23 protein-coding genes are annotated in these 21,083 nt (G+C 68.6%); 14 read left to right on the top strand and 9 right to left on the bottom strand.

From position 1 onward, the window contains the following. Window positions 1-5 precede the first annotated feature (5 nt). On the bottom strand, window positions 6-299 hold the full coding sequence (locus ACFE8Y_RS05685; RefSeq protein ID WP_375463424.1) for a hypothetical protein: 294 nt from the start codon (window positions 297-299) through the stop codon (window positions 6-8). Between the two features lie 384 nt (window positions 300-683). Between ACFE8Y_RS05685 and ACFE8Y_RS05690 the strand changes: the two genes are divergently transcribed. Beyond that, window positions 684-1,694 carry an NAD-dependent epimerase gene (locus ACFE8Y_RS05690; RefSeq protein WP_375463425.1) on the top strand — a complete coding sequence of 337 codons (1,011 nt, stop codon included), beginning with the start codon at window positions 684-686 and terminating at the stop codon, window positions 1,692-1,694. A 63-nt stretch (window positions 1,695-1,757) separates the two neighbouring features. Here the strand turns inward: ACFE8Y_RS05690 and ACFE8Y_RS05695 are convergent, their stop codons facing one another. The 3 genes from ACFE8Y_RS05695 to ACFE8Y_RS05705 form a co-directional block, all read right to left on the bottom strand. Further along, window positions 1,758-2,129: a YybH family protein gene (locus tag ACFE8Y_RS05695; RefSeq protein ID WP_375463426.1), complete on the bottom strand. Its 372-nt coding sequence runs from the start codon at window positions 2,127-2,129 to the stop codon at window positions 1,758-1,760. Window positions 2,130-2,198: 69 nt separating this feature from the next. Then, window positions 2,199-2,642 (bottom strand): OsmC family protein, encoded by a 444-nt coding sequence (locus ACFE8Y_RS05700; protein ID WP_375463427.1) that lies wholly within the window; start codon window positions 2,640-2,642, stop codon window positions 2,199-2,201. 94 nt (window positions 2,643-2,736) lie between these two features. Then, entirely contained in the window at window positions 2,737-2,922 is a 186-nt protein-coding gene (locus tag ACFE8Y_RS05705; RefSeq protein WP_375463428.1) for a hypothetical protein, read from the bottom strand. Window positions 2,923-3,077: 155 nt separating this feature from the next. Here ACFE8Y_RS05705 and ACFE8Y_RS05710 point away from each other — a divergent pair, with 155 nt between their 5' ends. Then, entirely contained in the window at window positions 3,078-3,518 is a 441-nt protein-coding gene (locus ACFE8Y_RS05710; protein WP_375463429.1) for a PAS domain-containing protein, read from the top strand. Window positions 3,519-3,611: 93 nt separating this feature from the next. Further along, window positions 3,612-4,862 carry a formyl-CoA transferase gene (frc, locus tag ACFE8Y_RS05715; RefSeq protein ID WP_375463430.1) on the top strand — a complete coding sequence of 417 codons (1,251 nt, stop codon included), beginning with the start codon at window positions 3,612-3,614 and terminating at the stop codon, window positions 4,860-4,862. Window positions 4,863-5,115: 253 nt separating this feature from the next. Here the strand turns inward: frc and ACFE8Y_RS05720 are convergent, their stop codons facing one another. From ACFE8Y_RS05720 to oxlT, 3 genes are all read right to left on the bottom strand, one after another. Then, entirely contained in the window at window positions 5,116-5,814 is a 699-nt protein-coding gene (locus ACFE8Y_RS05720; RefSeq protein ID WP_375463431.1) for an alpha/beta hydrolase, read from the bottom strand. Window positions 5,815-6,005: 191 nt separating this feature from the next. Further along, on the bottom strand, window positions 6,006-7,769 hold the full coding sequence (oxc, locus tag ACFE8Y_RS05725) for an oxalyl-CoA decarboxylase (RefSeq protein WP_375463432.1): 1,764 nt from the start codon (window positions 7,767-7,769) through the stop codon (window positions 6,006-6,008). Window positions 7,770-7,948: 179 nt separating this feature from the next. Then, a complete protein-coding gene (gene oxlT / locus ACFE8Y_RS05730) occupies window positions 7,949-9,235 on the bottom strand; it encodes an oxalate/formate MFS antiporter (protein ID WP_375463433.1) in 1,287 nt (428 codons plus the stop codon). Between the two features lie 645 nt (window positions 9,236-9,880). Here oxlT and ACFE8Y_RS05735 point away from each other — a divergent pair. The 3 genes from ACFE8Y_RS05735 to ACFE8Y_RS05745 all read left to right on the top strand — a co-directional run bounded on the left by ACFE8Y_RS05735 (window position 9,881) and on the right by ACFE8Y_RS05745 (window position 11,377). Continuing rightward, window positions 9,881-10,204 carry a polyhydroxyalkanoic acid system family protein gene (locus ACFE8Y_RS05735; RefSeq protein WP_375463434.1) on the top strand — a complete coding sequence of 108 codons (324 nt, stop codon included), beginning with the start codon at window positions 9,881-9,883 and terminating at the stop codon, window positions 10,202-10,204. A gap of 331 nt (window positions 10,205-10,535) precedes the next feature. Further along, window positions 10,536-11,045: a DUF892 family protein gene (locus ACFE8Y_RS05740; protein ID WP_375463435.1), complete on the top strand. Its 510-nt coding sequence runs from the start codon at window positions 10,536-10,538 to the stop codon at window positions 11,043-11,045. 161 nt (window positions 11,046-11,206) lie between these two features. Further along, window positions 11,207-11,377 (top strand): hypothetical protein, encoded by a 171-nt coding sequence (locus ACFE8Y_RS05745; protein ID WP_375463436.1) that lies wholly within the window; start codon window positions 11,207-11,209, stop codon window positions 11,375-11,377. 192 nt (window positions 11,378-11,569) lie between these two features. Here ACFE8Y_RS05745 and ACFE8Y_RS05750 read toward each other — a convergent pair whose 3' ends face one another. Continuing rightward, the gene (locus ACFE8Y_RS05750) at window positions 11,570-11,941 is read right to left on the bottom strand and encodes a hypothetical protein (protein ID WP_375463437.1); all 372 of its coding nucleotides are present in this window, start codon (window positions 11,939-11,941) and stop codon (window positions 11,570-11,572) included. Between the two features lie 289 nt (window positions 11,942-12,230). On the opposite strand from ACFE8Y_RS05750, the gene ACFE8Y_RS05755 reads away from it, so the two are divergent. The 6 genes from ACFE8Y_RS05755 (at window position 12,231) to ACFE8Y_RS05780 (ending at window position 17,009) form a co-directional block, all read left to right on the top strand. Further along, window positions 12,231-12,572: a hypothetical protein gene (locus ACFE8Y_RS05755; protein WP_375463438.1), complete on the top strand. Its 342-nt coding sequence runs from the start codon at window positions 12,231-12,233 to the stop codon at window positions 12,570-12,572. Between the two features lie 215 nt (window positions 12,573-12,787). After that, window positions 12,788-13,465: a trna delta -isopentenylpyrophosphate transferase gene (locus tag ACFE8Y_RS05760; protein WP_375463439.1), complete on the top strand. Its 678-nt coding sequence runs from the start codon at window positions 12,788-12,790 to the stop codon at window positions 13,463-13,465. A 22-nt stretch (window positions 13,466-13,487) separates the two neighbouring features. Then, window positions 13,488-15,716: an ATP-dependent RecD-like DNA helicase gene (locus tag ACFE8Y_RS05765; RefSeq protein ID WP_375463440.1), complete on the top strand. Its 2,229-nt coding sequence runs from the start codon at window positions 13,488-13,490 to the stop codon at window positions 15,714-15,716. A gap of 101 nt (window positions 15,717-15,817) precedes the next feature. After that, window positions 15,818-16,351: a metallophosphoesterase family protein gene (locus ACFE8Y_RS05770; RefSeq protein ID WP_375463441.1), complete on the top strand. Its 534-nt coding sequence runs from the start codon at window positions 15,818-15,820 to the stop codon at window positions 16,349-16,351. A 99-nt stretch (window positions 16,352-16,450) separates the two neighbouring features. Next, a complete protein-coding gene (locus ACFE8Y_RS05775; RefSeq protein ID WP_375463442.1) occupies window positions 16,451-16,762 on the top strand; it encodes a hypothetical protein in 312 nt (103 codons plus the stop codon). 121 nt (window positions 16,763-16,883) lie between these two features. Continuing rightward, a complete protein-coding gene (locus ACFE8Y_RS05780) occupies window positions 16,884-17,009 on the top strand; it encodes a hypothetical protein (protein ID WP_375463443.1) in 126 nt (41 codons plus the stop codon). Between the two features lie 170 nt (window positions 17,010-17,179). Here ACFE8Y_RS05780 and ACFE8Y_RS05785 read toward each other — a convergent pair whose 3' ends face one another. Next, window positions 17,180-17,422 (bottom strand): hypothetical protein, encoded by a 243-nt coding sequence (locus ACFE8Y_RS05785; protein ID WP_375463444.1) that lies wholly within the window; start codon window positions 17,420-17,422, stop codon window positions 17,180-17,182. 48 nt (window positions 17,423-17,470) lie between these two features. Here ACFE8Y_RS05785 and flaF point away from each other — a divergent pair, with 48 nt between their 5' ends. Together flaF and uvrB are read left to right on the top strand one after the other, a co-directional pair. Beyond that, window positions 17,471-17,965, top strand: a complete 495-nt coding sequence (gene flaF / locus ACFE8Y_RS05790) for a flagellar biosynthesis regulator FlaF (protein ID WP_375463445.1) — start codon at window positions 17,471-17,473, stop codon at window positions 17,963-17,965. Between the two features lie 100 nt (window positions 17,966-18,065). Further along, a complete protein-coding gene (uvrB, locus tag ACFE8Y_RS05795; RefSeq protein ID WP_375463446.1) occupies window positions 18,066-20,798 on the top strand; it encodes an excinuclease ABC subunit UvrB in 2,733 nt (910 codons plus the stop codon). The last annotated feature ends 285 nt before the right edge of the window (window positions 20,799-21,083 follow it).

A 21,083-nucleotide genomic window follows, 5' to 3' on the forward strand; every position in this document is an offset into this window, starting at 1 on the left:
TAGTCCTAACGGGCCGGTGCCGCGTACGCGCTTCGAAGGGCCGCGAGCGCGTCGGAGGCGTCGACCGCGGACGCGCTGGTCGCCGCCGCCGTGCGCATGCGCACCGACGGCATGGCGCGGGTGCGCGGTGGCGGCGCGACGCGGAACGGCACCGCATCGCTAGCTTGGCCTGACCGGAGGAAGCGTGCCAGTTCGCCCGCCCTTGCCCGGCGCTCGGCGCGGAGCACCGTGAGGCCGAGCCCGAGTCCGAGCACGCCGGCGGCGTCGAGGCAGAGGGCGATCAGGTAACCGGGGGCCATCTCGGTTTCACCGCGTGCGAACGATCGAACGTGAGGCAAGCGCCGCCTCCCGCCGAGGCCCGTTTTCGTTCGCCGTGGTTACCCGATCCTTAATTAGCCGACGTTGAACGATCGCTTTGCCGTGAGGATCATGAGGCGCGTGCCGATGGGTCGGCGAACCGGGCTCCCCTTGTCGGGGTGTGCTCCGGCCGATCGGCGGCAAGGAGCGGCGCGGGCTCGCGCTTCCGTTGACGATGCCGTCGCCTGTGGTCAGGTACGCGCCAGCGGCGGACCGGCTCGATCCGGCCCTGCGCCGGTGGCGGGGGTGCGAACATCCGTGCATCGAGCCCGCAGGGAGCGCGGGGCCGGCACCCGGCGGGGGCGCCGCGAGAGGGGCGGACGAGGATGGATCCGGTACTGATCACGGGGGCCGCCGGGTTCATCGGCCTGCACGTCGCCGAGCGGTACCTCGCGGCCGGGCGGACGGTGATCGGCATCGACAACCTGAACGACTACTACGACGTCGCGCTCAAGCAGGCGCGCCTCGACCGCCTCACGGCGCATCCGGGCTTCCGCTTCGTGCGGATGGACATCGCCGACGACGCAGCGGTGGCCGCGCTCTTCGCGGAGCACCGGTTCCGGCTCGTGATCCACCTCGCCGCGCAGGCCGGCGTGCGCTACTCGCTCACGAACCCACGGGCCTACGCCCGCAGCAACGTCGACGGGTTCCTCAACGTCCTGGAAGGTTGCCGCCACGGCGGCTGCGAGCACCTCGTCTACGCCTCGTCGAGCTCGGTCTACGGCGCGCTCACCAAGATGCCGTTCTCGGTCCACGACAACGTCGACCATCCCGTCAGCCTCTACGCGGCCACCAAGAAGTCGAACGAGCTGTTCGCCCATTCCTACAGCCACCTCTACGGGTTGCCGACCACGGGCCTGCGCTTCTTCACGGTCTACGGCCCGTGGTACCGGCCGGACATGGCGCTGTTCCTGTTCACGAAGGCGATCCTCGCGGGCGAGCCGATCAAGGTGTTCAACCACGGGCTGATGCAGCGCGACTTCACCTACATCGACGACGTCGCCGACGGCGTCGTCCGCATCGGCGATCATCACCCCGAGCCGAACCCGGCCTGGAGCGGAGCGCATCCCGACCCCGGCACCAGCACGGCGCCCTACCGCCTCTACAACATCGGCAACAATCAGCCCGTGCAACTTCTGCGGCTGATCGCGGTGCTGGAGGAAAGCCTCGGGCGGAAGGCGATCAAGGAGATGCTGCCGATGCAGGCCGGCGACGTGCCCGCGACCTACGCCGATGTCGACGCCCTCGCGGCCGCCGTCGGCTTCGCGCCTGCGACATCGATCGAGGCCGGCGTCGCGCGCTTCGTGCGCTGGTACCGGGACTATTATCGGGCCTGACGGAGGCCGTCGATCCGCGGTGAAACCCTCGGGCGGTGGAGAGGCGCGGTGCGAGCTTTCCGTCTACGCGCGCTCCGCTGCCGGCTTGATCTTCAACTGATCGATGATCCACAGCCACGATCCGTCCGCCTGCTCGCGGGCGGTCTCCACCGAGATGGTGCCGTTCGGCAGCCGAGCGAAGGTCATGGCGAGCCCGCCGTTGCGAATCGCCGGGAGTTCGTCCGCCATCGGGAATTCGGACCGCCGCGCCAGGAGGTCGGCGTAGAAGGACCGGATCTCGGCATGGCCCGTGGCCACAATCCTGCCGGCGGCGAGCACCGCATCCGGCTCGTAGAGGGCGACGAGGCCCTCGACATCGCCCGCGTTCGCCCGCCGATTAAACAGGTGGGCGAGCGCCTCGGGGGCCATTGCCCGTTCACCGTCGTCCTTCTGCATCGAAATCCCCTCGTGAGGCTGCTCTTCGAAACCGTGTCGTTCGTGCGCGCGAACCGGACCTGGAACGATCTACGTCAACAGCGTGCCGTTGCCGTCCCGAACCGCGACGGCGACGGGTATGCCGAGCTTGACGCTCTCGGAGACCGTGCAGAACCGCTCGAACTGGGCGAGCACCCGGTCGATGCGCGGCAGTTCGGCCATTCCCGCGCCTAGCTTGATCTGCACGTCGATGCCGAAGATCCTGAGCCGCCCCTCTCCGTTGCGCTCCACCCGGCAGGTGGCCTCGGCCTCGACGCCCTGCCCGTCCTGCCGGAACTTCCCGAGCGCGAAGACCAAGCTGGCGCACAGGCAGTTGGCGACGCCGGCCGCGATCAGTTGTTCGGGAAACGGACCGTGTCCGCCGCCGATCGGTTCCGCCTCGTCCGTGACGAGATCGGGAAGGCTCCCGCCGAAATCGACCGTGAACACGTAATTTTCAACCTGCTTGATCCTGATCGTCGGTCCGGACGTCATCGCGCTACCTTCCCCCGGCGTCATCGCCCGATAATCCTCGCCGTTCCAGGCCGAAGATTGCTGCTCCGATCCGCGCGCCGCAAGACGCCGGACCTCACGGAACCGAAACGACCGCGCGGCCCGAATCCGCGGCGATCCCGGACCCGAACTGTTGACGCGCGAGCGCGCTTGGCATACCAGATACCATGAAAAATGCGTCGGAACGGTCCGATCGCGCGTCGCGCGTGCGGACTGAAGGCCGGGCCTGATGCGGGAAGGAGATCAGCGCGACATCGCTCATGGCCGTGCGGACATCGTCATCGCCGACGCTTCGCGTCTCATCTCCGAGGATACATCGAGAAAAGTCAGGACCTTTCCGAACGCGCGTGGGGCCAAACCGGATTGAGTTTCCGGCCGGTTGGACATGCAAGCTTCGGGGCACGGATTCGCGTTGTCATGTCGCAAGTCGTCGATTTCGAGCAACTCGTGTCCAACGTCGGCGACGCCGTCGTGGTCTCGGATGCGCACGGATCAATCGTGGTTTGGAATTCGGCCGCCGAGCGGATCTTCGGGTTTACGGAGGAAGAGGCTCTCGGTCGAACGCTGGACCTGATTACGCCGGATCGTCACCGTCGGCGCCACTGGGACGGCTACCACACGACCGTGCAGACCGGCGTCACGCGCTACGGCAGCGACGTGCTGCGGGTTCCGGCGGTGCACAAGGACGGCCACACCTTGTCGATCGCGTTCACGGTCGGGCTCCTCTTCGACGATGCGCGGACCGTGACCGGCATCACGGCGGTGATCCGCGACGAGACGAGCCGGTGGAACGAGGAACGGCAACTGCGCGCGCGGCTCAGGGAACTGGAAGCTCTGCGGGATACGCGCCAGGGGTGAAGGTTCGGAAGAAGACCGGGCTTTCGAGTGTCGGACGACGGCTGATCGGTTTTCAGCCACCTATGATCAGAACACGTGAGAGGAAAAGCCAGGATGAGCCAACCACTTGAAGGCATCAAGATCATCGATTTCACCCACGTTCAGGCCGGTCCCGCCTGCACCCAGTTGCTGGCGTGGTTCGGCGCCGACGTGATCAAGGTCGAACGCCCGGGATCCGGCGACGTTACGCGCTCGCAGCTTCGCCACGTCGAGGATGCCGATGCCCTGTACTTCACCATGCTCAACAGCAACAAGCGCTCGCTGACGCTGGACACGAAGACCGCGCAGGGCAAGGAAGTCCTCGAGAAGCTCATCAAGGACTCCGACGTGCTGGTCGAGAACTTCGGCCCCGGCGCCCTCGACCGCATGGGCTTCTCCTGGCCGCGGATCAACGAACTCAACCCCGGCATGATCGTCGCCTCGGTGAAGGGGTTCAGCGACGGCCACCACTACGAGGACCTGAAGGTCTACGAGAACGTCGCGCAGTGCGCGGGCGGGGCTGCCTCGACGACCGGCTTCTGGGACGGTCCCCCGACCGTCAGCGCCGCCGCGCTCGGTGACTCCAACACCGGCATGCACCTCGCGATCGGCATCCTGACCGCCCTGCACCAGCGCAACAAGACCGGCAAGGGCCAGAAGGTCGCCGTCTCCATGCAGGATTCGGTGCTCAACCTCTGCCGCGTGAAGCTGCGCGACCAGCAGCGCCTCGATGCCCTGGGCTACCTCGAAGAGTACCCGCAATATCCGCACGGCGAGTTCAGCGATGTCGTGCCCCGCGGCGGCAATGCCGGCGGCGGCGGCCAGCCGGGCTGGGTGCTGAAGTGCAAGGGCTGGGAGACCGACCCGAACGCCTACATCTACTTCACGATCCAGGGTCATGCCTGGGCCCCGATCTGCAAGGCGATCGGCAAGGAGGCGTGGATCAACGATCCGGCCTACAACACCGCCCGGGCGCGCCAGGACAAGATCATGGACATCTTCGGCACGATCGAGGTGTGGCTGGCGGACAAGACCAAGTTCGAGGCGGTCGACATCCTGCGGAAGTTCGACATCCCGTGCTCGCCGGTGCTCTCCATGAAGGAGATCGCCGCCGACCCGTCGCTGCGGGCGAGCGGCACCGTCGTCGAGGTGCAGCACCCGAAGCTCGGCACGTACCTGACGGTCGGCAGCCCGATCAAGTTCTCGGACATGAAGGTCGACATCAAGTCCTCCCCGCTGCTGGGCGAGCATACCGACGAGGTGCTGGCCAGCCTCGGCTACAGCGAGCAGCAGATCGAGATGCTGCATCAGGAAAAGGCCGTCTGAGCCCGAAGCGTTCGCGTTGACGACGAAGCGGCGCGCCCTCCGGCGCGCCGCTTGCGTTTGCCCGCCGCCCGCTGGCCGCGAGGGGCACGCGGGCACGAGCGTCGCCATTCCGACGCGCGATCCGGAGCGAGCGCGTCGCGCAGCAGTGCCCGATCACATTGGATCGGATCACGTCTCTTAGTCCTTGTTGTGTCGCGCTCTTCCGACGAAGAACAGGCGTCCATTTCGTCGGAGAGCGCTCTGAAACGGCCCGTCAGGGCGCGAGCGTCGAGGGGTCCGCCAGGAAGAACGTCACGGCGCGCGCCACGACGCCGGGCTCGTAGGCGTGGGGACCGTCGTACTCGACGTAGGTCACGTCGTAGCCCGCATCCCGCAGCCGGGCGGCATGGGCGCGGGCGCTGCGATCGATCGGGATCTGCTCGTCCCGGGTGCCGTGCGAGAGGAAGATGCGCGGCGCGCCCGCTTGCACGAGCACGGACATGAAGCCGGCCGACGAGACGATCAGGTGCGTGACGACGCAGCCGTTGGTGAGGCCGAGCGACAGGGCGTAGCTGCCGCCGTCGGAATGTCCGGCAAGGGCGAGGTGGCCGGGATCGAGCAGGAAGCGCGAGGCGACCTCGGCGAGCGCGGCGTCGAGCCGCTCGCGATCCGGGCCATGGCCGGCGATGACGATGTCCCAGGTCGGGAACAGGGATTGCGGCGCCAGCAGCAGGAAGCCGTTCGCCGCCGCGTGCGCCTCGAACATCGGCAGAATCCTCGCCGCACTGCCGCCGCCGCCGTGGAACAGCACCATCAGCGGCGTCGGCCTGCGCGCGTCGAGGCCGTCCGGAACGAAGAGGATCGGGTCGCGCTCCGCGAAGAGCCCGAGCGCGTTCCGACCCATGGGCAGGGGCGCCTTGGTCGGCAACCGATGCGCGAAGCTCAGCCGGCCCGCGAGGCGGGGGTCGATCATGGCAGCACCCTCATGATCGTCTCAAGCACGGCGAGCGCTGTCGAAGCGATTGCCGGAACCGCGACGGCTACGACGAACGAAAGTGCGGTCCCGGCGAGCTTCTTTGCCGCCGGACCCACACCTCCAGGATTGAGTATTCTCCTCACCGACGCGCCATCCCGTCGGCGGCGGGATGGCGCGTCGGGACGGCGCTACTTCTTCCGAACGGAACTCTGCGGGTTGAGGCTGCCGATGTTGCCGCTCTCCGTGCCGGCCGCCGGGTCGATCACCGCGTTGATGAGGGTCGGCCTGCCGGAATCCATGGCCTCGTTCACGGCACGGCTCAGCGCGTCGGGGGTGGTGACGTTGACGCCGACGCCACCGAAGGCCTCCATCATCTTGTCGTAGCGCGCATCCTTGACGAAGACGGTCGGCGCGACGTCGGATTCGCCCGTGGGATTGACGTCGGTCCCGCGATAGATGCCGTTGTTGTTGAAGACGACGATGCAGACCGGCAGGTCGTAGCGGCAGATCGTCTCCACCTCCATCCCCGAGAAGCCGAAGGCGCTGTCGCCCTCCACCGCGAGCACGGGGTGGCCGGTCTCGACCGCCGCCGCGACGGCAAAGCCCATGCCGATGCCCATGATGCCCCAGGTGCCGACGTCGAGGCGCTTGCGCGGCTTGTACATGTCGATGACGCCGCGGGCGAGATCGAGGGTGTTGGCGCCCTCGTTGACGAGGATGGCGTCGGGCCGCTCCTTGATGATGGTGCGCAGGGCACCGAGCGCGCCGTGGAAGTCCATCGGCGTCGAGTTCTTGAGGAGCCGCTGGCCCATCTTGGCGATGTTGGCCTCCTTCTTCGCCTTGATCGTCTCGGTCCACGCGGCCGGCGGGGCCGGCCACGCGCCGCCCATGCCGTCGAGGAGCGCCGCGACGCAGGAGCCGATGTCGCCCACCACCGGCGCGACGATCTCGACGTTCGAATCCATCTCACGCGGCTCGATGTCGATCTGGATGAACTTCTTCGATCCCGGCGCACCCCAGGTCTTGCCCTTGCCGTGCGACAGCAGCCAGTTGAGGCGGGCGCCGACCAGCAGCACCACGTCGGCCTCCTTCAGCACGGTCGAGCGCGCGGCGCCGGCCGATTGCGGATGCGTGTCCGGCAGGAGCCCCTTGGCCATGCTCATCGGTACGTAGGGGATGCCGCTCGTCTCGACGAGATCGCGGATCGCGTCGTCGGCCTGCGCGTAGGCCGCGCCCTTGCCGAGGATGATCAGCGGGCGCTTGGCGCTCCGCAGGACGTCGAGGGCGCGCTTGACGGCGGCCGGCGCGGGGAGCTGGGCCGGGGCCGCATCGATGACCTTGACGAGCGACTTGGCTCCGAGGCCGGCGTCGATGACCTGCGAGAACAGCTTGGCCGGCAGGTCGAGGTAGACGCCGCCCGGACGGCCGGACACGGCCGCGCGGATCGCGCGCGCGACGCCGATGCCAATGTCGGCGGCGTGCAGCACGCGGAAGGCCGCCTTGCACAGCGGCTTGGCGATGGCGAGCTGGTCCATCTCCTCGTAGTCGCCCTGCTGCAGGTCGACGATCTCGCGCTCGGACGATCCGCTGATCAGGATCATCGGGAAGCAGTTGGTGGTGGCGTTGGCCAGCGCCGTGAGGCCGTTGAGGAAGCCCGGAGCCGACACGGTGAGGCAGATGCCGGGCTTCTTCGTCAGGAAGCCGGCGATCGCGGCCGCGTTACCCGCGTGCTGCTCGTGCCGGAACGAGATCACGCGCATCCCTTCGGCCTGGGCGATGCGACCGAGATCGGTGATCGGGATGCCGGGCACGCCGTAGATCGTGGTCAGGCCGTTGAGCTTGAGCGCGTCGATGACGAGATGAAATCCGTCGGTCATTTCCTGCGGCGCGTCGGCCTCGGCCGTGTTCACGTCGCCCGTGTAGCTATCGATGATCTGCGCTAGTGCGGACATGCCGTCCTCCTCCCGATGAATCTTGCCTAGGGTTCGATGGTCTTGATCAGGCGACCGGAGCATGTCTCAAGCGAGGGGATTGCCGGCTCGCGTGAAGACAATGCGTCCATGCAAGGAGAGAGAGCATTTTTCCTGATCCGGGGATCATGGACAATGCTCCAAGTCCTCGCTGCCGCCGGTCACGAGGTGCTCATGGGCTTCGCCTGGAGCGCGGGCTGCGTGTCCTCGTCGGCGAGGTAGCGTGCACGCATGGGCCTGAGAAGGAACAGCGCCAGGATCGCGGCGGTGAGGTTGAGGGCGATGATCAGGCTGAAGACGGCGTACCAGCCGTAGGCGGCCGCGACCAAGCTGCCCAGGGGCACCAGCAGCGAGGCGGTACCCTTGGCGGTGTAGAGCAGGCCGGCGTTGCTGGCGGCGAACTTCGCACCGAACGTGTCGCCGCAGGTGGCGGGGAACAGCGAGTAGATCTCGCCGAACACCCCGAAGTACAAGGCCGTGGCGAGCACGAACACCCACGGCGTGGTGCCGTAGTTCAGCAGCAGCAGCACCGCGACCGCGGCGGTGGTGAACGCGATGAACATCGTCGTCTCGCGTCCGATCTGGTCCGAGATCCAGCCGAAGAACGGGCGCCCGAAGCCGTCGAAGATCCGGTCGAGCGAGATCGCGAGGGTGAGCGTGGCCATGCTCAGCCCGAGCAGGCTCACCGGCACGTCGGCGACGCGGAAGTCACGGGCGATCGGCGCGATCTGGGCGGCCGCCATCAGGCCGCCGGCCGCCACCATCACGAACATCGCGTACATCGTCCAGAACACCGGCGTGCGCACGGCTTCGCCCGGAGTCCGGTCGATGCTGGTCTGGGGCAGGTTTAGGCGCTTGCGCTGAACCGGGACGGCGATCGTCGGCTTGCGCAGGAAGAACGACAGCACCACCACCACGCCGCCCTGGATCAGTCCGAAGGTCAGGAACGCGGTCTGGTAGCCGCTGGCCGCGATCATCTTGGCGATCGGAACCACCGTGATCGCAGCGCCCGCCCCGAAGCCCGCCGCCGTCGCGCCGGCGGCGAGTCCGCGCCGGTCGGGAAACCACTTCAGCGCGTTGCCCACGCAGGTGCCGTAGATCGAGCCGGCCCCGATCCCGCCGATCACCGCCCCGAGGTAGAGCATCGTCAGGGAGCCGGCATAAGCGTTCGTCACCCAGGCCAGCGCGATCATGACGCCGCCGAAGCAGACCACAACCCGCGGACCGTAGCGGTCGACGAACCACGCCTCGACGGGAACCAGCCACGTCTCCGTGGCGACGAACACCGTGAACGCCAGTTGGATCGCCGCCCGGCCCCAGTGATTCTGCGCGTCGATCGGATCGACGAACAATGTCCAGCCGTACTGCAGGTTGGCGATCATTGCCATGCACAGCACGCCGAAGCCGAGCTGCCACCACTTCGCCGACGACCCGTCCCCGCGTTCCATCCCTGTATCCTCTGCTCGGCGACTCTCTGGCCACGCGCTGCATCATGCATCGTTTCGTCAGGCATGCAATATACCAGAGCGACATTGCGCGGCCGGTGTCAGTATCCTGCTTGATGATGCAGGACTAAATTCCGTAAGGCGTTTCCGTTCACGATGGTGTGCCGAACGCGCAGCGATGGCCCAGCCGTCATCCTCCTGGTCAGGCGTCGCCCCTCGGTCGAGCGCTGCCCCCCGGTTCACGCGCCGCGCATGCGCACGACGCCGCGCGATGTCGGTGGACCTGCCGCGGGGCGGCGGGCGGTCCGGCACGGGTCGCTCTGTCCGGCGGCGGCGGCGCCAAGCGTCATCGCGCCGGCACGCGGGGGACAGGCTGCGCGAATGCCGATGTCGGCTCGGCCTTGCAAGACCTGAAACCGGCGCTCCCCCTGAGCGCATGATCCCGCGCCACGGAAGACGAGCGTACCGGGAACGCCCCCTGACGGGGACCCGCGGCGAACGATCGGGCCGCCTCCGATCGTTCGAAGGTGAGCCGCCGACCGCTGCCCGCGTTCGGCCGCCCGGGTCGATCGAGATCCTCCGATCTTGGTCAACGTCCGTTAAGCATACGCGCCTTAGCCTCGCTGCTTTCCCGGCTCGAGGCAGGCCATGTCGAAGCATCTCACGATCGCGATCCCCCACGACCTCGGAGCCGACGAGGTGTGCCGCCGGCTCGACATGCAGACGGACTGGGCCAAGCGGCGGCTGGAGCAGGGAAACATTCAAGTCGCCATCTCGGACTGGTCGCAGAACGAGCGCAGGTTCACCGCGCGGGCGCTCGGCCAGGACGTACAGGGCGGCGTCACCGTTGCCGAGGACAGCGTGTCGCTCGAGGCAACGCTGCCGTGGATGATCGGCCCCTTCTCGTCAGCGATCGAGGCGGCGGCCAAGCACTACGCAGCCCGTCTGCTGGCGCCCGTGGCACCGGACTGATCCGAAGGAACCCGCGTTCGCGCCGTTCGCGCGCGGGTGGTCCCGCGGTTCCGTACGGCCTCGCCGCGGCGAGGTCCCTCGCGGCGGCCCACCGGACGCCGCCGGCTGCGGAGCGTCCTGAACATCGATGGATCGATGCGTGAGCCTCCTCGCGTGCGCGGACGTTAGCGTCGGCGAAGCGCCCGGGGCTTTCCAGGTTCAAGCGCTTGCGGGCTCGCCCGTGACGCCTGATGCTCTGTGCGAATCGGACGCGGAAACGTCCTCAACGGCGGCCTGTTTAACGCATCGAGGGCGCCGGAACCTGCACGGCACCGTGACATGGGATCACCCGATGAGCACCAGCATCAAGGACATCTACGCGACCGCGTTGCGCAACACGCGCGGCGCCGAGCTTCAGGGCGTACACACCATGACGACGGTCCTGAAGGGGCTGGAGAACTACCCTGCGTACGAGCGCGTGACGCGCCAGCACCTCGATACGACCCACGGGCAGATCGTGCGCCTGGACGCCGCGCTGAAGGCGATCGGCGAGACGTCGTCGACGATCAAGGACGCCGTGACGAGCACCGTCGGCTTGGTCGCCGGCGCCGCGCACGCCGTTGCCGGCGATGAGACCCTGAAGAACCTCTACGCAGCCTACGCCTACCAGCACGATCAGATCGCAGCGTACCGCTCCCTCGTCGTGATCGCTGAGGCTGCCGGGCAGTCGGCCCAGGTTCCGGACTTCAAGACGACGATTGCGGAGGAGGAGGCGGGCGCCAAGGCCCTGTCCGACATCATCGAGACCGTGACGAAGACCTACATCCAGCGTGCGACCGCCGGCGCGAAGGCGGATAGCTGATCGATCCGATCCGGGTCCCCGCGGACGACGCGGGGACGCACGGTGCGGCTTTCCGGCCCGGCGCATCAACACGATGGTCTGGATCGAGCGCGGCGTTCAGAGGACTGCGCGCGCGGAACGAGCCGGTACGGCGTTCATCCCTGACGCTTGAGGAGACGATCATGGCACCACGCATCTACCCGAGCGAACCCGGCGAAGGCGCCAACAGCGTCGAGCATCGGATCGGCCAGGACATCGACGGCGTCGATCAGGTCAGCAGCATCGTTCTGCTTTGCTTGGCGCTCGCGGGCGCCTCCGTGGCACTGGTCCTGGTTCATTTCGTCATCGGGTGAGACGTAGCCGGCCGATGATGCGAGGGAACCCGCCCCGCCGGGTGCGGGGCGGACGGCGCTGATCCCCGACGTGGGATACGGGCCTTCCTGTCCGAGCCGACCGCGGCGCGGCGGACCGCGTCCGAGACCAGGGCGCTTCGAGGATCGACAGGGCCGTCGGCGGAACGGCGCCGGCTCGGCGTCGGCGGCCGGTCAGGCGGTCATCGCCGAAATCTTGATGGCCGGCCGCGTCAGGCGCTTCAACTCGCCGTAGACCTCGACCTTGATGTCCTCCTTCCGCCCGCTGGCCGTCGCGCCGACGGTCAGCGGAACCAGGAAGAACTGCCTCTGCCGGGAGCGGTACACCGGAGCCCAGGCACAGGCGACGAAGTCTCCCGCCATCGAGACCTCGACCCGGCCCGGATCGTTGGAGGGGTCGGCCTCGATCGGGAACTCGCCTTCGAACCAAACCTGAATGAACCAGCGTTGCGCTGGTGACGCGCCCTGCGAGGGTGCGGCCGCGGCAGGCACGACGGGCACGGCGGCGGCACCGCCGAGAAGGGCGAGGAGGGATCGTCTGAGCATCGTGTCCGTGCCAGTCGCGACAGGGCCTGCGTAAGCGACGCCAGCGTCACCCGGAGAGAAGGCCCATGACGGAGCTATCCGGCATTTTTGAGAACGGTGACGAGGCAAGTCTCCAATTTCTCCCGCACGCTCCTCGGCGCCCCGAATCGGTGTTGTTCCGATGGACCTGTGCGGCTCCGGCCGATCCTTCCGTTCGGTCTGCGAGGTGGCTGCGGCGCACGACAGAGGCGACCTGAGCTGCGATGGGGTTGGAACAACTCGACGGCGTGGCCGTGCGACCCGACGATCGATGTCGAACGTGGGAGCTGTTCTGCTCTCCGGCGGTTGTTCCCGCGACAAAGTCTCTCGCGTTGCCTCGACGAGGGAGGTCTCGATGCGCACACCGATCCTGATCGCCGTTTGCCTGCCCTGGCTGATCGGTGCCTCCGACCCGTGCCGGGCCCAGTACATGGCCCTGACCCGTCCCGGCGCGCCGGCCATCGCACCCGCGCCGGACCCCTCGCTCCGGCGATGGCCGGCGCCTCCCGCACGGCCTCCGGATCGCTCGCTCGCCGGCACCTTGCCGAACCAGCACACCGGATCGACGAGAAATCGCGCGATCGGCGACATCTGCATCGGCTGCGATCGCTGAGGACGGGCTTGATCGGCCCCGTCAGGATCGTGGCGGCGGCCTGCCGCGCATGATCGGCGTCGCGCTCGGCTCCCGTGACCTTGGCCGGCTTGCGCGACACTGAGGGCTGCGCAGGCCGCTGATCCCTTGTACCACTGCGCCCCTGAAACCATCTATCGTTGAACGGAACGAATCAGGAACATCGCCGCCATTCCGTGTGCGGCGCCGGGGCCGCCATGCGAACAGCCGACAAGCAGATCGCCGACATCCTGGTCCGCTACGGCGAGCCCTTCGGGGGCAACGTCTGGCGGGTTCAGGGAACGGCCGTCATCTTCCACAGGACGCTGGAGCGCATCGCCGCGCAGGCCGGCATCCACTTCGATGCGCCGACCCTCGTCCGCTCGGAGCGGGACGAGGCGGTGATCCTCGTAACGGGACGCCTGCCCGGCGCCAAGCCGGGGACGGAGCGCGTCGAGTGGTCGATCGGCGAGGCGCTGGTCAACGTGAACTACCGCGTCTCCGGCAAGCAGGCGGCCTACGTCTACGCCATGGCCGAGAAGCGGGCCAAGGACCGAGTGATCCTCAAGCTGATCGAGCTGCACGGCCTGGTCTATTCCGAGGAGGAGGCGGACGAGTTCCGCCAGGGACATCCGGCCGCCGTGCACGCGGTCGACGACGACTTCGGCGATCCCGAGACCTTCGACGCGGTGACGGAGGCCGAGGCCGACCTGAAGCGCCGCATCGACGCGCTGGGCAGCATCAACGCGGTCACCGACCTGATGCTCGACACCGAGACCCAGCGGACCCTGGGCCAGATGCCCCCCGGGACGCGCGACGAGGTGCGCGACTACGCCAAGGCCCGCCTCGTCGCGCTCGGCTGGCCTCCGAAGAAGGCCGGCCGACGCGCGGCCTGACGCGGGCGCCCGGGCCGCGCCGATGAACCGGATGGTGCGACCCGGCGACGTCGGTGCCCCGACGACGGAGACGCTTGCCGGCACGATCGAGCGGGTGACGTTCCACAACGCCGAGACCGGCTTCGGCGTGCTCAAGGTCCACGCACGCGGTCGGCGCGACCTCGTCACGGTGATCGGGCACGCGCCCGCGATCGGTGCCGGCGAGTGGATCACGGCGACGGGGACCTGGTTCAGCGACCGCCGGCACGGCCTTCAGTTCAAGGCCGACACCCTCAAGGTGACGCCGCCGACGGGCCGCGCGGGCATCGAGCGCTACCTCGCGTCCGGCGCCATGCGCGGCATCGGGCCGGCGATGGCCAAGCGCATCGTCGCCCGGTTCGGCGAGGCCACCTTCGAGATCATCGAAGCGGACCCTGACCGGCTCGAGCACGTCGCGGGCATCGGGCCCGGGCGGGCCGCGCGCATCGTGCGCGGCTGGGCCGAGCAGAAGGCCGTGCGGGAGATCATGATCTTCCTGCACGCCCACGGCGTCGGCACGGCGCGCGCCGTGCGCATCTTCAGGACCTACGGCCACGACGCGATCGGAGTGATGACCGAGGACCCCTACCGGCTGGCGCGCGACGTCCGCGGCATCGGCTTCCGCACGGCCGACGCCATCGCGATGCGGCTGGGGCTGGACAGGCAGGCGCCGCAGCGGCTCCGCGCCGGCGTGTCGTTCGCCCTCCAGGCGGCGATGGACGAGGGCCATTGCGGCCTGCCGACCGAGCGCCTCGTGGCGCTCGCGGGCAAGCTGCTCGAGGTCGAGGCCGACCTGATCCGCGTCGCCGTCGCCCTGGAGCTGCGCGGCGAGGACGTGGTCGCCGACACGGTGGGGCCTGAGACCTGCATCTTCCTCAAGGGGCTGCACGGGGCCGAGCGCACCATCGCCGCGTGCCTGATCGAGCGGGCGGCTGGCGCGCCGCCCTGGCCCGTGATCGACCTCGACAAGGCGTTGTCCTGGGTCGAGGGCAGGACGGAGAGGACGCTCTCGCCCTCGCAGGGATCGGCCATCCGCCTGGTGCTGGCCTCGAAGCTGTCCGTCGTCACCGGCGGCCCCGGCGTCGGCAAGACCAGCACGCTCGACGCGCTCCTGCGCATCCTCACCGCCAAGGGTGTGCGCGTCCTGCTCGCGGCCCCGACGGGGCGGGCGGCCAAGCGCATGACCGAGCAGACCGGGGTTGCGGCGAGGACCATCCACCGCCTGCTGGAGATCGATCCGCGCCACGGCGGCTTCGCGCGCAACGCGGACACTCCGCTCGATTGCGACCTGCTCGTGCTCGATGAAGCGTCGATGATCGACGTGCCGCTGATGCACGCGCTGCTGAAGGCCGTGCCGGAGCGCGCCGGCCTGCTGCTGGTCGGCGACGTGGACCAGCTTCCCTCCGTCGGGCCGGGGCAGGTGCTTACCGACGTGATCGCGTCCGGCGCGGTGCCGGTGGCGCGGCTGACCGAGGTGTTCCGGCAGGCGGCGGCGAGCCGGATCGTCGTCAACGCGCACCGCATCAACGCCGGGCAGATGCCGGAGCGATCGAGGCCGGGCGAGAGGGCCGACTTCTACCTCGTCGAGATCGACGATCCGGATATCGGCGTCGCCAAGCTGATCGAGGTCGTGACGCGGCGCATCCCGCGCTCGTTCGGCCTCGACCCGATCAAGGACGTACAGGTGCTGACCCCGATGCTGCGCGGCTCGCTCGGCAGCCGGAACCTCAACCACGAGCTTCAGCGGGTGCTGAACCCGAATCCACCCGCGCAGGTCGAGCGCTTCGGCTGGCGCTTCGCGCCGGGCGACCGGGTGATGGAGACGCGCAACGACTACGACCGCGACGTCTTCAACGGCGACCTCGGCATGGTGACCCGCATCGACGCTGAGGACGAGGCGGTGACCGTCGTTTTCGACGGGCGCGCGGTGGTCTACCCCTACGGCGAACTCGACACGCTGGTGCCCGCCTTCGCGACGACGATCCACAAAGCCCAAGGCTCCGAGTATCCCGCCGTCGTCATTCCGATCACGACGCAGCACGTCGCCATGCTGGCGCGCAACCTGCTCTACACCGGCGTCACCCGCGGCAAGCAGCTCGTCGTGCTGATCGGAGAGCGCAGGGCGCTCGGCATGGCGGTGCGGAGCGGTCGGCAGAAGCGCCGCTGGTCCAAGCTGCGCGCGTGGCTGGAGGCCGGGCGCCCTCGCCCCGGACGAGAGGCCGGCGCAGTGTGACCGCGCCGGTGGAGAGCGGCCGGAACGGAATCTCCTTGCCGTTCGGCTGCTCGATCGGAGAGAAGCGGCCGCGGCGGATGTTGGCGCCCCCGGGACGGCCGATGACGGTCTACTTCATCAGCGATACGCATTTCGGCGATCCGCGCATCCTGCGCCTCGACCGGCGACCGTTCCGCGATCTCGCAGCCCACGATGCGGCCCTGATCGCGAACTGGAACGGCATCGTCCGATCCGGGGACGTGGTCTGGCATCTGGGCGACTTCGCCCTCGGCCCGGACCGGGCGCGGGTCCATGCCATCCTCGCCGCGCTCCACGGCACCAAGCACCTCATCGTCGGCAACAACGACGGACCCGGCACGCTGGATGCGCCGGACTGGGCCTCGATCGCCCATTACGCGGAGATCAGGGTCGAGGATCGCGCGCTGGTGCTCTGCCACTACGCCTTCCGCACCTGGAACGGCATCGGCCGTGGTGCGCTCAACCTGCACGGACACTCGCACGGTCAATTGCGTCCGGCGCCCAGGCAGTACGATGTCGGGGTCGACGCGCAGGGCTTCGCGCCGGTGACGCTCTCCGCACTCCTCGCGTCGCGTAAGGGGCGGAAGGCGAAGGCGCCGGCGGAACCATCGGCGTAGCTCGGCCGTTCCTGGGGTATGGACGGGTGACGATGGACGTCCATCGAATACTTGTTCTCTTCACCCCTAGTGCGTGCGTGATCGTCTTCCCGGTGTCCCATGACCAAGACGCATCCGACGACGTTGGCGCTGCTCGGGCTGTTCCTTTCCACCGGTTCCGCATCCGCGGCGCCATCCTGCCTCGAGGCGCAGAGCAAGGTCGATGAGGCAACCGCGCTGCGCGACCAGGCCAGGCAGGAGCTTCGTCTCGGCAACCACGACCGCGTCTGCGACATCCTCGATGAAGTCGGCGACCGGTACGGCGATGCCCGCGACGCGTTCGAGGATTGCGCGGCCGGCGTCATCGCGATCGATCTGCGCAGTCAACTTCGGAACCTCCGCATCGCCAAGCGCGTCAACCGCTGCGACTGACCAAGTCCACTTCACGGGGCCTATCGATCCCTTCGGGTGCGGCTCCGCACAGGCACATTCCCGCTTCTCCGGCACGTTCCATCACCGACGCGACGCATGATCGCCGACAGGGCCCATCGCCATGACCTCCGAGTCCCAGACCATCGCCGCCGCACCGACCGGTCCGTCCTTCGCCGCGGCCCTGTGCGGCTTCCTCAGCACGACGGTGGCCACCACCATGCTGATGTTCCTGCTGAGCAGCGTCTGACCAAGACCCTCGGTCTTCCATCGCGTCTCGGACGCGGATGAACGGATATCTGCTCCGGCAGCGCGAGCCGTTTCAAGCAGCGTGCCCGCGGTCCGGGTGAAGACCCTGCGAGTAGACGGAAGACCCTGCGAGTTGACGAAGGTCTGGACCATGAGCGAACCGAAGTCGCTCTAAGGCGCCACCGACCAGAAGCGCCGCTTCGAGAACAGCATCTCCTGGGTGCCCACGCTCGGCGCCGACGCCACTGGCGGCGGGCAGGGCGGCTCCGGACGCGGCGACGCGGCCATCAGGGTCGACGGGACCGCGGGAACCAGACCTAGCCGGCTCTGCACCTCGGGATGACGGGCCGCCGCGATCGTCGCGATGCCGGCGATCAACCCGCCGGCCACCGTCCCCAGAACGAAGTTCATCATCCTCAAGCGTTCCAGCGGACCGGCCGCGGAGCAGGGACCGTGCCGTGCATGTCGCCGTTCAACCCGGCGGCATTGGGGCGGATGGCCCGCTCACCGCATCTTAATGCCCGCGTGCGAGACCGTGCGCCGGAGTTCGCTGCCGAAGGCGAACGCGTTGCCGGGAAGTGCGTCGCGATGAGTTATGGTGCCAGTGCTTACGCCCGTGCGTCCCACACGGCGCTGTCGCCGCGGGAGGCGGAGGCGGCGGTCCTGATCAAGGCGGCCAACCGCCTGCGTAGCGCGCGCAGCGCGTGGCCGGAACAGATCCGAGGCCTGAACGAGGCGCTCAGCTTCAACCAGAAGGTCTGGTCGCTGCTCTCCACCGAGGCCACCGCCGAGACGAGCCCGTTGCCGGAGACGGTCAAGCAGAACGTCGGCCGCCTGGGCGTGTTCGTCCTGCGCGCCTGCATCGACACGATGATCGCGCCGACGCCCGAGAAGCTCGACGCGCTGATCGCGATCAACCACAACATCGCCGCCGGGCTGCAGGGCGACGCCGGCTGAGACGCTTTTCTCGGGACGGTCCTCTTCGTACGTCCCGCAGGGACGCTGCGCCGCCCGGATGGCCCTTCCGCCGGACAGGCGCAGGCGCCATAATCCAGGCATGGCGACACCCAAGAAGCCCCGGCCCGCATCCGGAAAGGCCGACCGGCCCGACGTACAGCCCCTCGATCCATTCCTCGCGCAACTCCTGAGTCCGGCGCTCGCGCGCGCCCGGCCGGTCCAGGTCGAGCGGCCCGCGGAACTGCCGCGGCCCGGGCAGCGCAAGCCGGGCAGGAAACCTGCCGAGAACCTTGGCAACAAGGCCAGACCTCCGGAAGGGCACGACGCGTCCGGCTTCGGCGAGGCGCCGCAGCGCGGCTTCACCCACGCGCCCGGCGCCGAGGTCGACCCGCGCCTCGCCCAGGCGCTCGGGCTGATCCCACCCGAGGATGGGCCGGCGCCGGAGGGCGAGGCGGATCAGGCCTCGCTCGCCGCCGACGGCGTCTCCGCCACTGTCGATGCCCTGCAGCGCCTGCTCACCGAGGGCAACCCGCTGTTCAAGGACGGGCAGACCTGGGTGCCGCACCGGCCGGAGCGGCCAGCGAAGTCCGAGGGCGGCGTACCGTTCCGCCTCGAATCGGAGTTCACGCCGGCCGGCGACCAGCCGACCGCCATCGCCGAACTCGTGAAGGGCGTGCGCGCCGCGGAGCGCGACCAGGTGCTGCTCGGCGTCACCGGCTCCGGCAAGACCTTCACGATGGCCAAGATCATCGAGGAGACGCAGCGCCCCGCCCTGATCCTGGCGCCGAACAAGACCTTGGCCGCCCAGCTCTACGGCGAGTTCAAGAGCTTCTTTCCCGACAACGCGGTCGAGTACTTCGTCTCGTACTACGACTACTATCAGCCTGAGGCCTACGTCCCGCGCTCCGACACCTTCATCGAGAAGGAATCCTCGATCAACGAGCAGATCGACCGGATGCGCCACGCGGCCACCCGCTCCCTGCTGGAGCGGGACGACGTGATCATCGTCGCCTCGGTGTCGTGCATCTACGGCATCGGCTCGGTCGAGACCTACACGGCGATGTCGTTCACCGTGACGCTCAGCGAGCGCATCGAGCAGCGCCAGCTCGTCGCCGACCTCGTGGCGCTTCAGTACAAGCGCATCCAGTCGGACTTCGCCCGGGGCACCTTCCGGGTGCGCGGCGACGTGATCGAGCTGTGGCCGGCCCACCTGGAAGACCGCGGCTGGCGCATCGGCCTGTTCGGCGACGAGGTCGAATCCATCGTCGAGTTCGATCCGCTCACCGGCAAGAAGATCAACGAACTGAAGTTCGTGAAAGTCTACGCCAACTCGCACTACGTCACGCCGCGTCCGACCCTCCAGCAGGCGATCCGCGGCATCAAGAACGAGCTCAACGGCCGCGTCGAGGAGTTGACGAAGATGGGCCGGCTGATCGAGGCGCAGCGGATCGAGCAGCGCTGCACCTTCGACATCGAGATGATCGAGGCGACCGGCGCCTGCAACGGCATCGAGAACTATTCGCGCTACCTCACCGGGCGCAAGCCCGGCGAGCCGCCACCGACGCTGTTCGAGTACCTGCCCGACAACGCGCTGGTCTTCACCGACGAGAGCCACGTCACCGTGCCGCAGATCGGCGGGATGTACCGGGGCGACTTCCGGCGCAAGGCGACGCTGGCCGAGTACGGCTTCCGCCTGCCCTCCTGCCTCGACAACCGCCCGCTCCGCTTCGAGGAGTGGGACGCGATGCGCCCGCAGACGGTCAATGTCTCGGCGACGCCCGGCAAGTGGGAGATGGAGCAGACCGGCGGCGTCTTCGCCGAGCAGGTGATCCGCCCCACCGGCCTCGTCGATCCGGTGATCGAGATCCGCCCGGCCCGCGCGCAGGTCGACGACCTGCTCGGCGAGGTCCGCGCGGTGGCGTTGGCCGGCTACCGGACGCTGGTGACGACGCTGACCAAGCGCATGGCCGAGGACCTCACCGAGTACCTGCACGAGAACAGCATCCGCGTGCGCTACATGCACTCCGACATCGACACCCTGGAGCGCATCGAGATTATTCGCGATCTGCGTTTGGGTGCCTTCGACGTCCTGATCGGCATCAACCTTCTGCGGGAAGGCCTCGACATCCCGGAATGCGCGCTCGTCGCCATCCTCGACGCCGACAAGGAGGGCTTCCTGCGCTCGGAAACGTCGCTGGTGCAGACCATCGGACGCGCGGCGCGCAACGCGGATGCCCGCTGCATCCTCTACGCCGACCGCGTCACCGGCTCGATGGAGCGGGCGATGGCCGAGACCGAGCGCCGCCGCCAGAAGCAGCTCGCCTACAACGCCGAGCACGGCATCACGCCTCAGAGCGTGAAGCGCGGGATCAGCGACATCCTCGGCAGCGTGTTCGAGCGCGACCACGTCCAGGTCGACACGGGGCTGGCCAGGGAGATCACCGTCGGCCACAACCTCAAGGCGGTGATGGCCGACCTGGAGAAGCGCATGCGCACGGCCGCCGCCGACCTCGACTTCGAGGAGGCCGCGCGCCTGCGCGACGAGCTCAAGCGCCTCCAGGCCACCGAACTCCTGGTCTCCGACGACCCGATGGCCCGCCAGGGCGACGTGGAGCGCGAGGCCGGGAAGTACGGCCGCAAGCCGCCGCGCGGCGCGGGCGGCACCCGGATCTCCAAACCGGACCTCGACAACATGGGTCCCGGCACCGACCGCGAGTTGCCGGTGGGGACCGCGCCGCCACAGTGGCAGGAGCGGCCAAAACCCCGCTCGACGCAGGGGCTCGGCGGCCAGAAGCCGAAGTACAAGGGCGGCGGCGGGCGCAAGCGGGGCTGAGATCGGCGACCGAGGCGTCGGGCTCGGGGGTCGCGGAGCCGGATCGGAACGAGGACGCCCGCCGGGGCGGACATCCATTCTGTAAAGCGAAGCGGGAGGCATCCTGGTCTGTGCTCCCCCTCTTCTCTCTGCGGGCTAGGCGATGCACCCATCTCTCGACGCGATCGGATGAAGCGCAGGTCCCCTCTCCCCGCACGCGGGGAGAGGCCCGGCTGCACCTTGCCGTGCTACCACTGCGGGGGAGCGGTCGCTCAGAACCGGACGGTGAAGTTGCCCTTCACGGCG

Source organism: uncultured Methylobacterium sp. (assembly GCF_964242245.1).
Classification (GTDB): Bacteria; Pseudomonadota; Alphaproteobacteria; order Rhizobiales; family Beijerinckiaceae; genus Methylobacterium.

What these genes read in the sequence shown, in the direction of transcription:
- ACFE8Y_RS05695 (WP_375463426.1), bottom strand. Translation starts at nt 2,129, where the DNA reads ATGCAGAAGGACGACGGTGAACGGGCAATGGCCCCCGAGGCGCTCGCC.
- flaF (WP_375463445.1), top strand. Translation starts at nt 17,471, where the DNA reads ATGTCGCCGTTCAACCCGGCGGCATTGGGGCGGATGGCCCGCTCACCG.
- ACFE8Y_RS05690 (WP_375463425.1), top strand. Translation starts at nt 684, where the DNA reads ATGGATCCGGTACTGATCACGGGGGCCGCCGGGTTCATCGGCCTGCAC.
- ACFE8Y_RS05765 (WP_375463440.1), top strand. Translation starts at nt 13,488, where the DNA reads ATGAACCGGATGGTGCGACCCGGCGACGTCGGTGCCCCGACGACGGAG.
- oxc (WP_375463432.1), bottom strand. Translation starts at nt 7,769, where the DNA reads ATGTCCGCACTAGCGCAGATCATCGATAGCTACACGGGCGACGTGAAC.
- ACFE8Y_RS05755 (WP_375463438.1), top strand. Translation starts at nt 12,231, where the DNA reads ATGTCGAACGTGGGAGCTGTTCTGCTCTCCGGCGGTTGTTCCCGCGAC.
- oxlT (WP_375463433.1), bottom strand. Translation starts at nt 9,235, where the DNA reads ATGGAACGCGGGGACGGGTCGTCGGCGAAGTGGTGGCAGCTCGGCTTC.
- ACFE8Y_RS05705 (WP_375463428.1), bottom strand. Translation starts at nt 2,922, where the DNA reads ATGAGCGATGTCGCGCTGATCTCCTTCCCGCATCAGGCCCGGCCTTCA.
- ACFE8Y_RS05710 (WP_375463429.1), top strand. Translation starts at nt 3,078, where the DNA reads ATGTCGCAAGTCGTCGATTTCGAGCAACTCGTGTCCAACGTCGGCGAC.
- ACFE8Y_RS05685 (WP_375463424.1), bottom strand. Translation starts at nt 299, where the DNA reads ATGGCCCCCGGTTACCTGATCGCCCTCTGCCTCGACGCCGCCGGCGTG.
- ACFE8Y_RS05700 (WP_375463427.1), bottom strand. Translation starts at nt 2,642, where the DNA reads ATGACGTCCGGACCGACGATCAGGATCAAGCAGGTTGAAAATTACGTG.
- uvrB (WP_375463446.1), top strand. Translation starts at nt 18,066, where the DNA reads ATGGCGACACCCAAGAAGCCCCGGCCCGCATCCGGAAAGGCCGACCGG.
- ACFE8Y_RS05785 (WP_375463444.1), bottom strand. Translation starts at nt 17,422, where the DNA reads ATGATGAACTTCGTTCTGGGGACGGTGGCCGGCGGGTTGATCGCCGGC.
- ACFE8Y_RS05780 (WP_375463443.1), top strand. Translation starts at nt 16,884, where the DNA reads ATGACCTCCGAGTCCCAGACCATCGCCGCCGCACCGACCGGTCCGTCC.
- ACFE8Y_RS05740 (WP_375463435.1), top strand. Translation starts at nt 10,536, where the DNA reads ATGAGCACCAGCATCAAGGACATCTACGCGACCGCGTTGCGCAACACG.
- ACFE8Y_RS05735 (WP_375463434.1), top strand. Translation starts at nt 9,881, where the DNA reads ATGTCGAAGCATCTCACGATCGCGATCCCCCACGACCTCGGAGCCGAC.
- ACFE8Y_RS05760 (WP_375463439.1), top strand. Translation starts at nt 12,788, where the DNA reads ATGCGAACAGCCGACAAGCAGATCGCCGACATCCTGGTCCGCTACGGC.
- frc (WP_375463430.1), top strand. Translation starts at nt 3,612, where the DNA reads ATGAGCCAACCACTTGAAGGCATCAAGATCATCGATTTCACCCACGTT.
- ACFE8Y_RS05750 (WP_375463437.1), bottom strand. Translation starts at nt 11,941, where the DNA reads ATGCTCAGACGATCCCTCCTCGCCCTTCTCGGCGGTGCCGCCGCCGTG.
- ACFE8Y_RS05770 (WP_375463441.1), top strand. Translation starts at nt 15,818, where the DNA reads ATGACGGTCTACTTCATCAGCGATACGCATTTCGGCGATCCGCGCATC.
- ACFE8Y_RS05745 (WP_375463436.1), top strand. Translation starts at nt 11,207, where the DNA reads ATGGCACCACGCATCTACCCGAGCGAACCCGGCGAAGGCGCCAACAGC.
- ACFE8Y_RS05720 (WP_375463431.1), bottom strand. Translation starts at nt 5,814, where the DNA reads ATGATCGACCCCCGCCTCGCGGGCCGGCTGAGCTTCGCGCATCGGTTG.
- ACFE8Y_RS05775 (WP_375463442.1), top strand. Translation starts at nt 16,451, where the DNA reads ATGACCAAGACGCATCCGACGACGTTGGCGCTGCTCGGGCTGTTCCTT.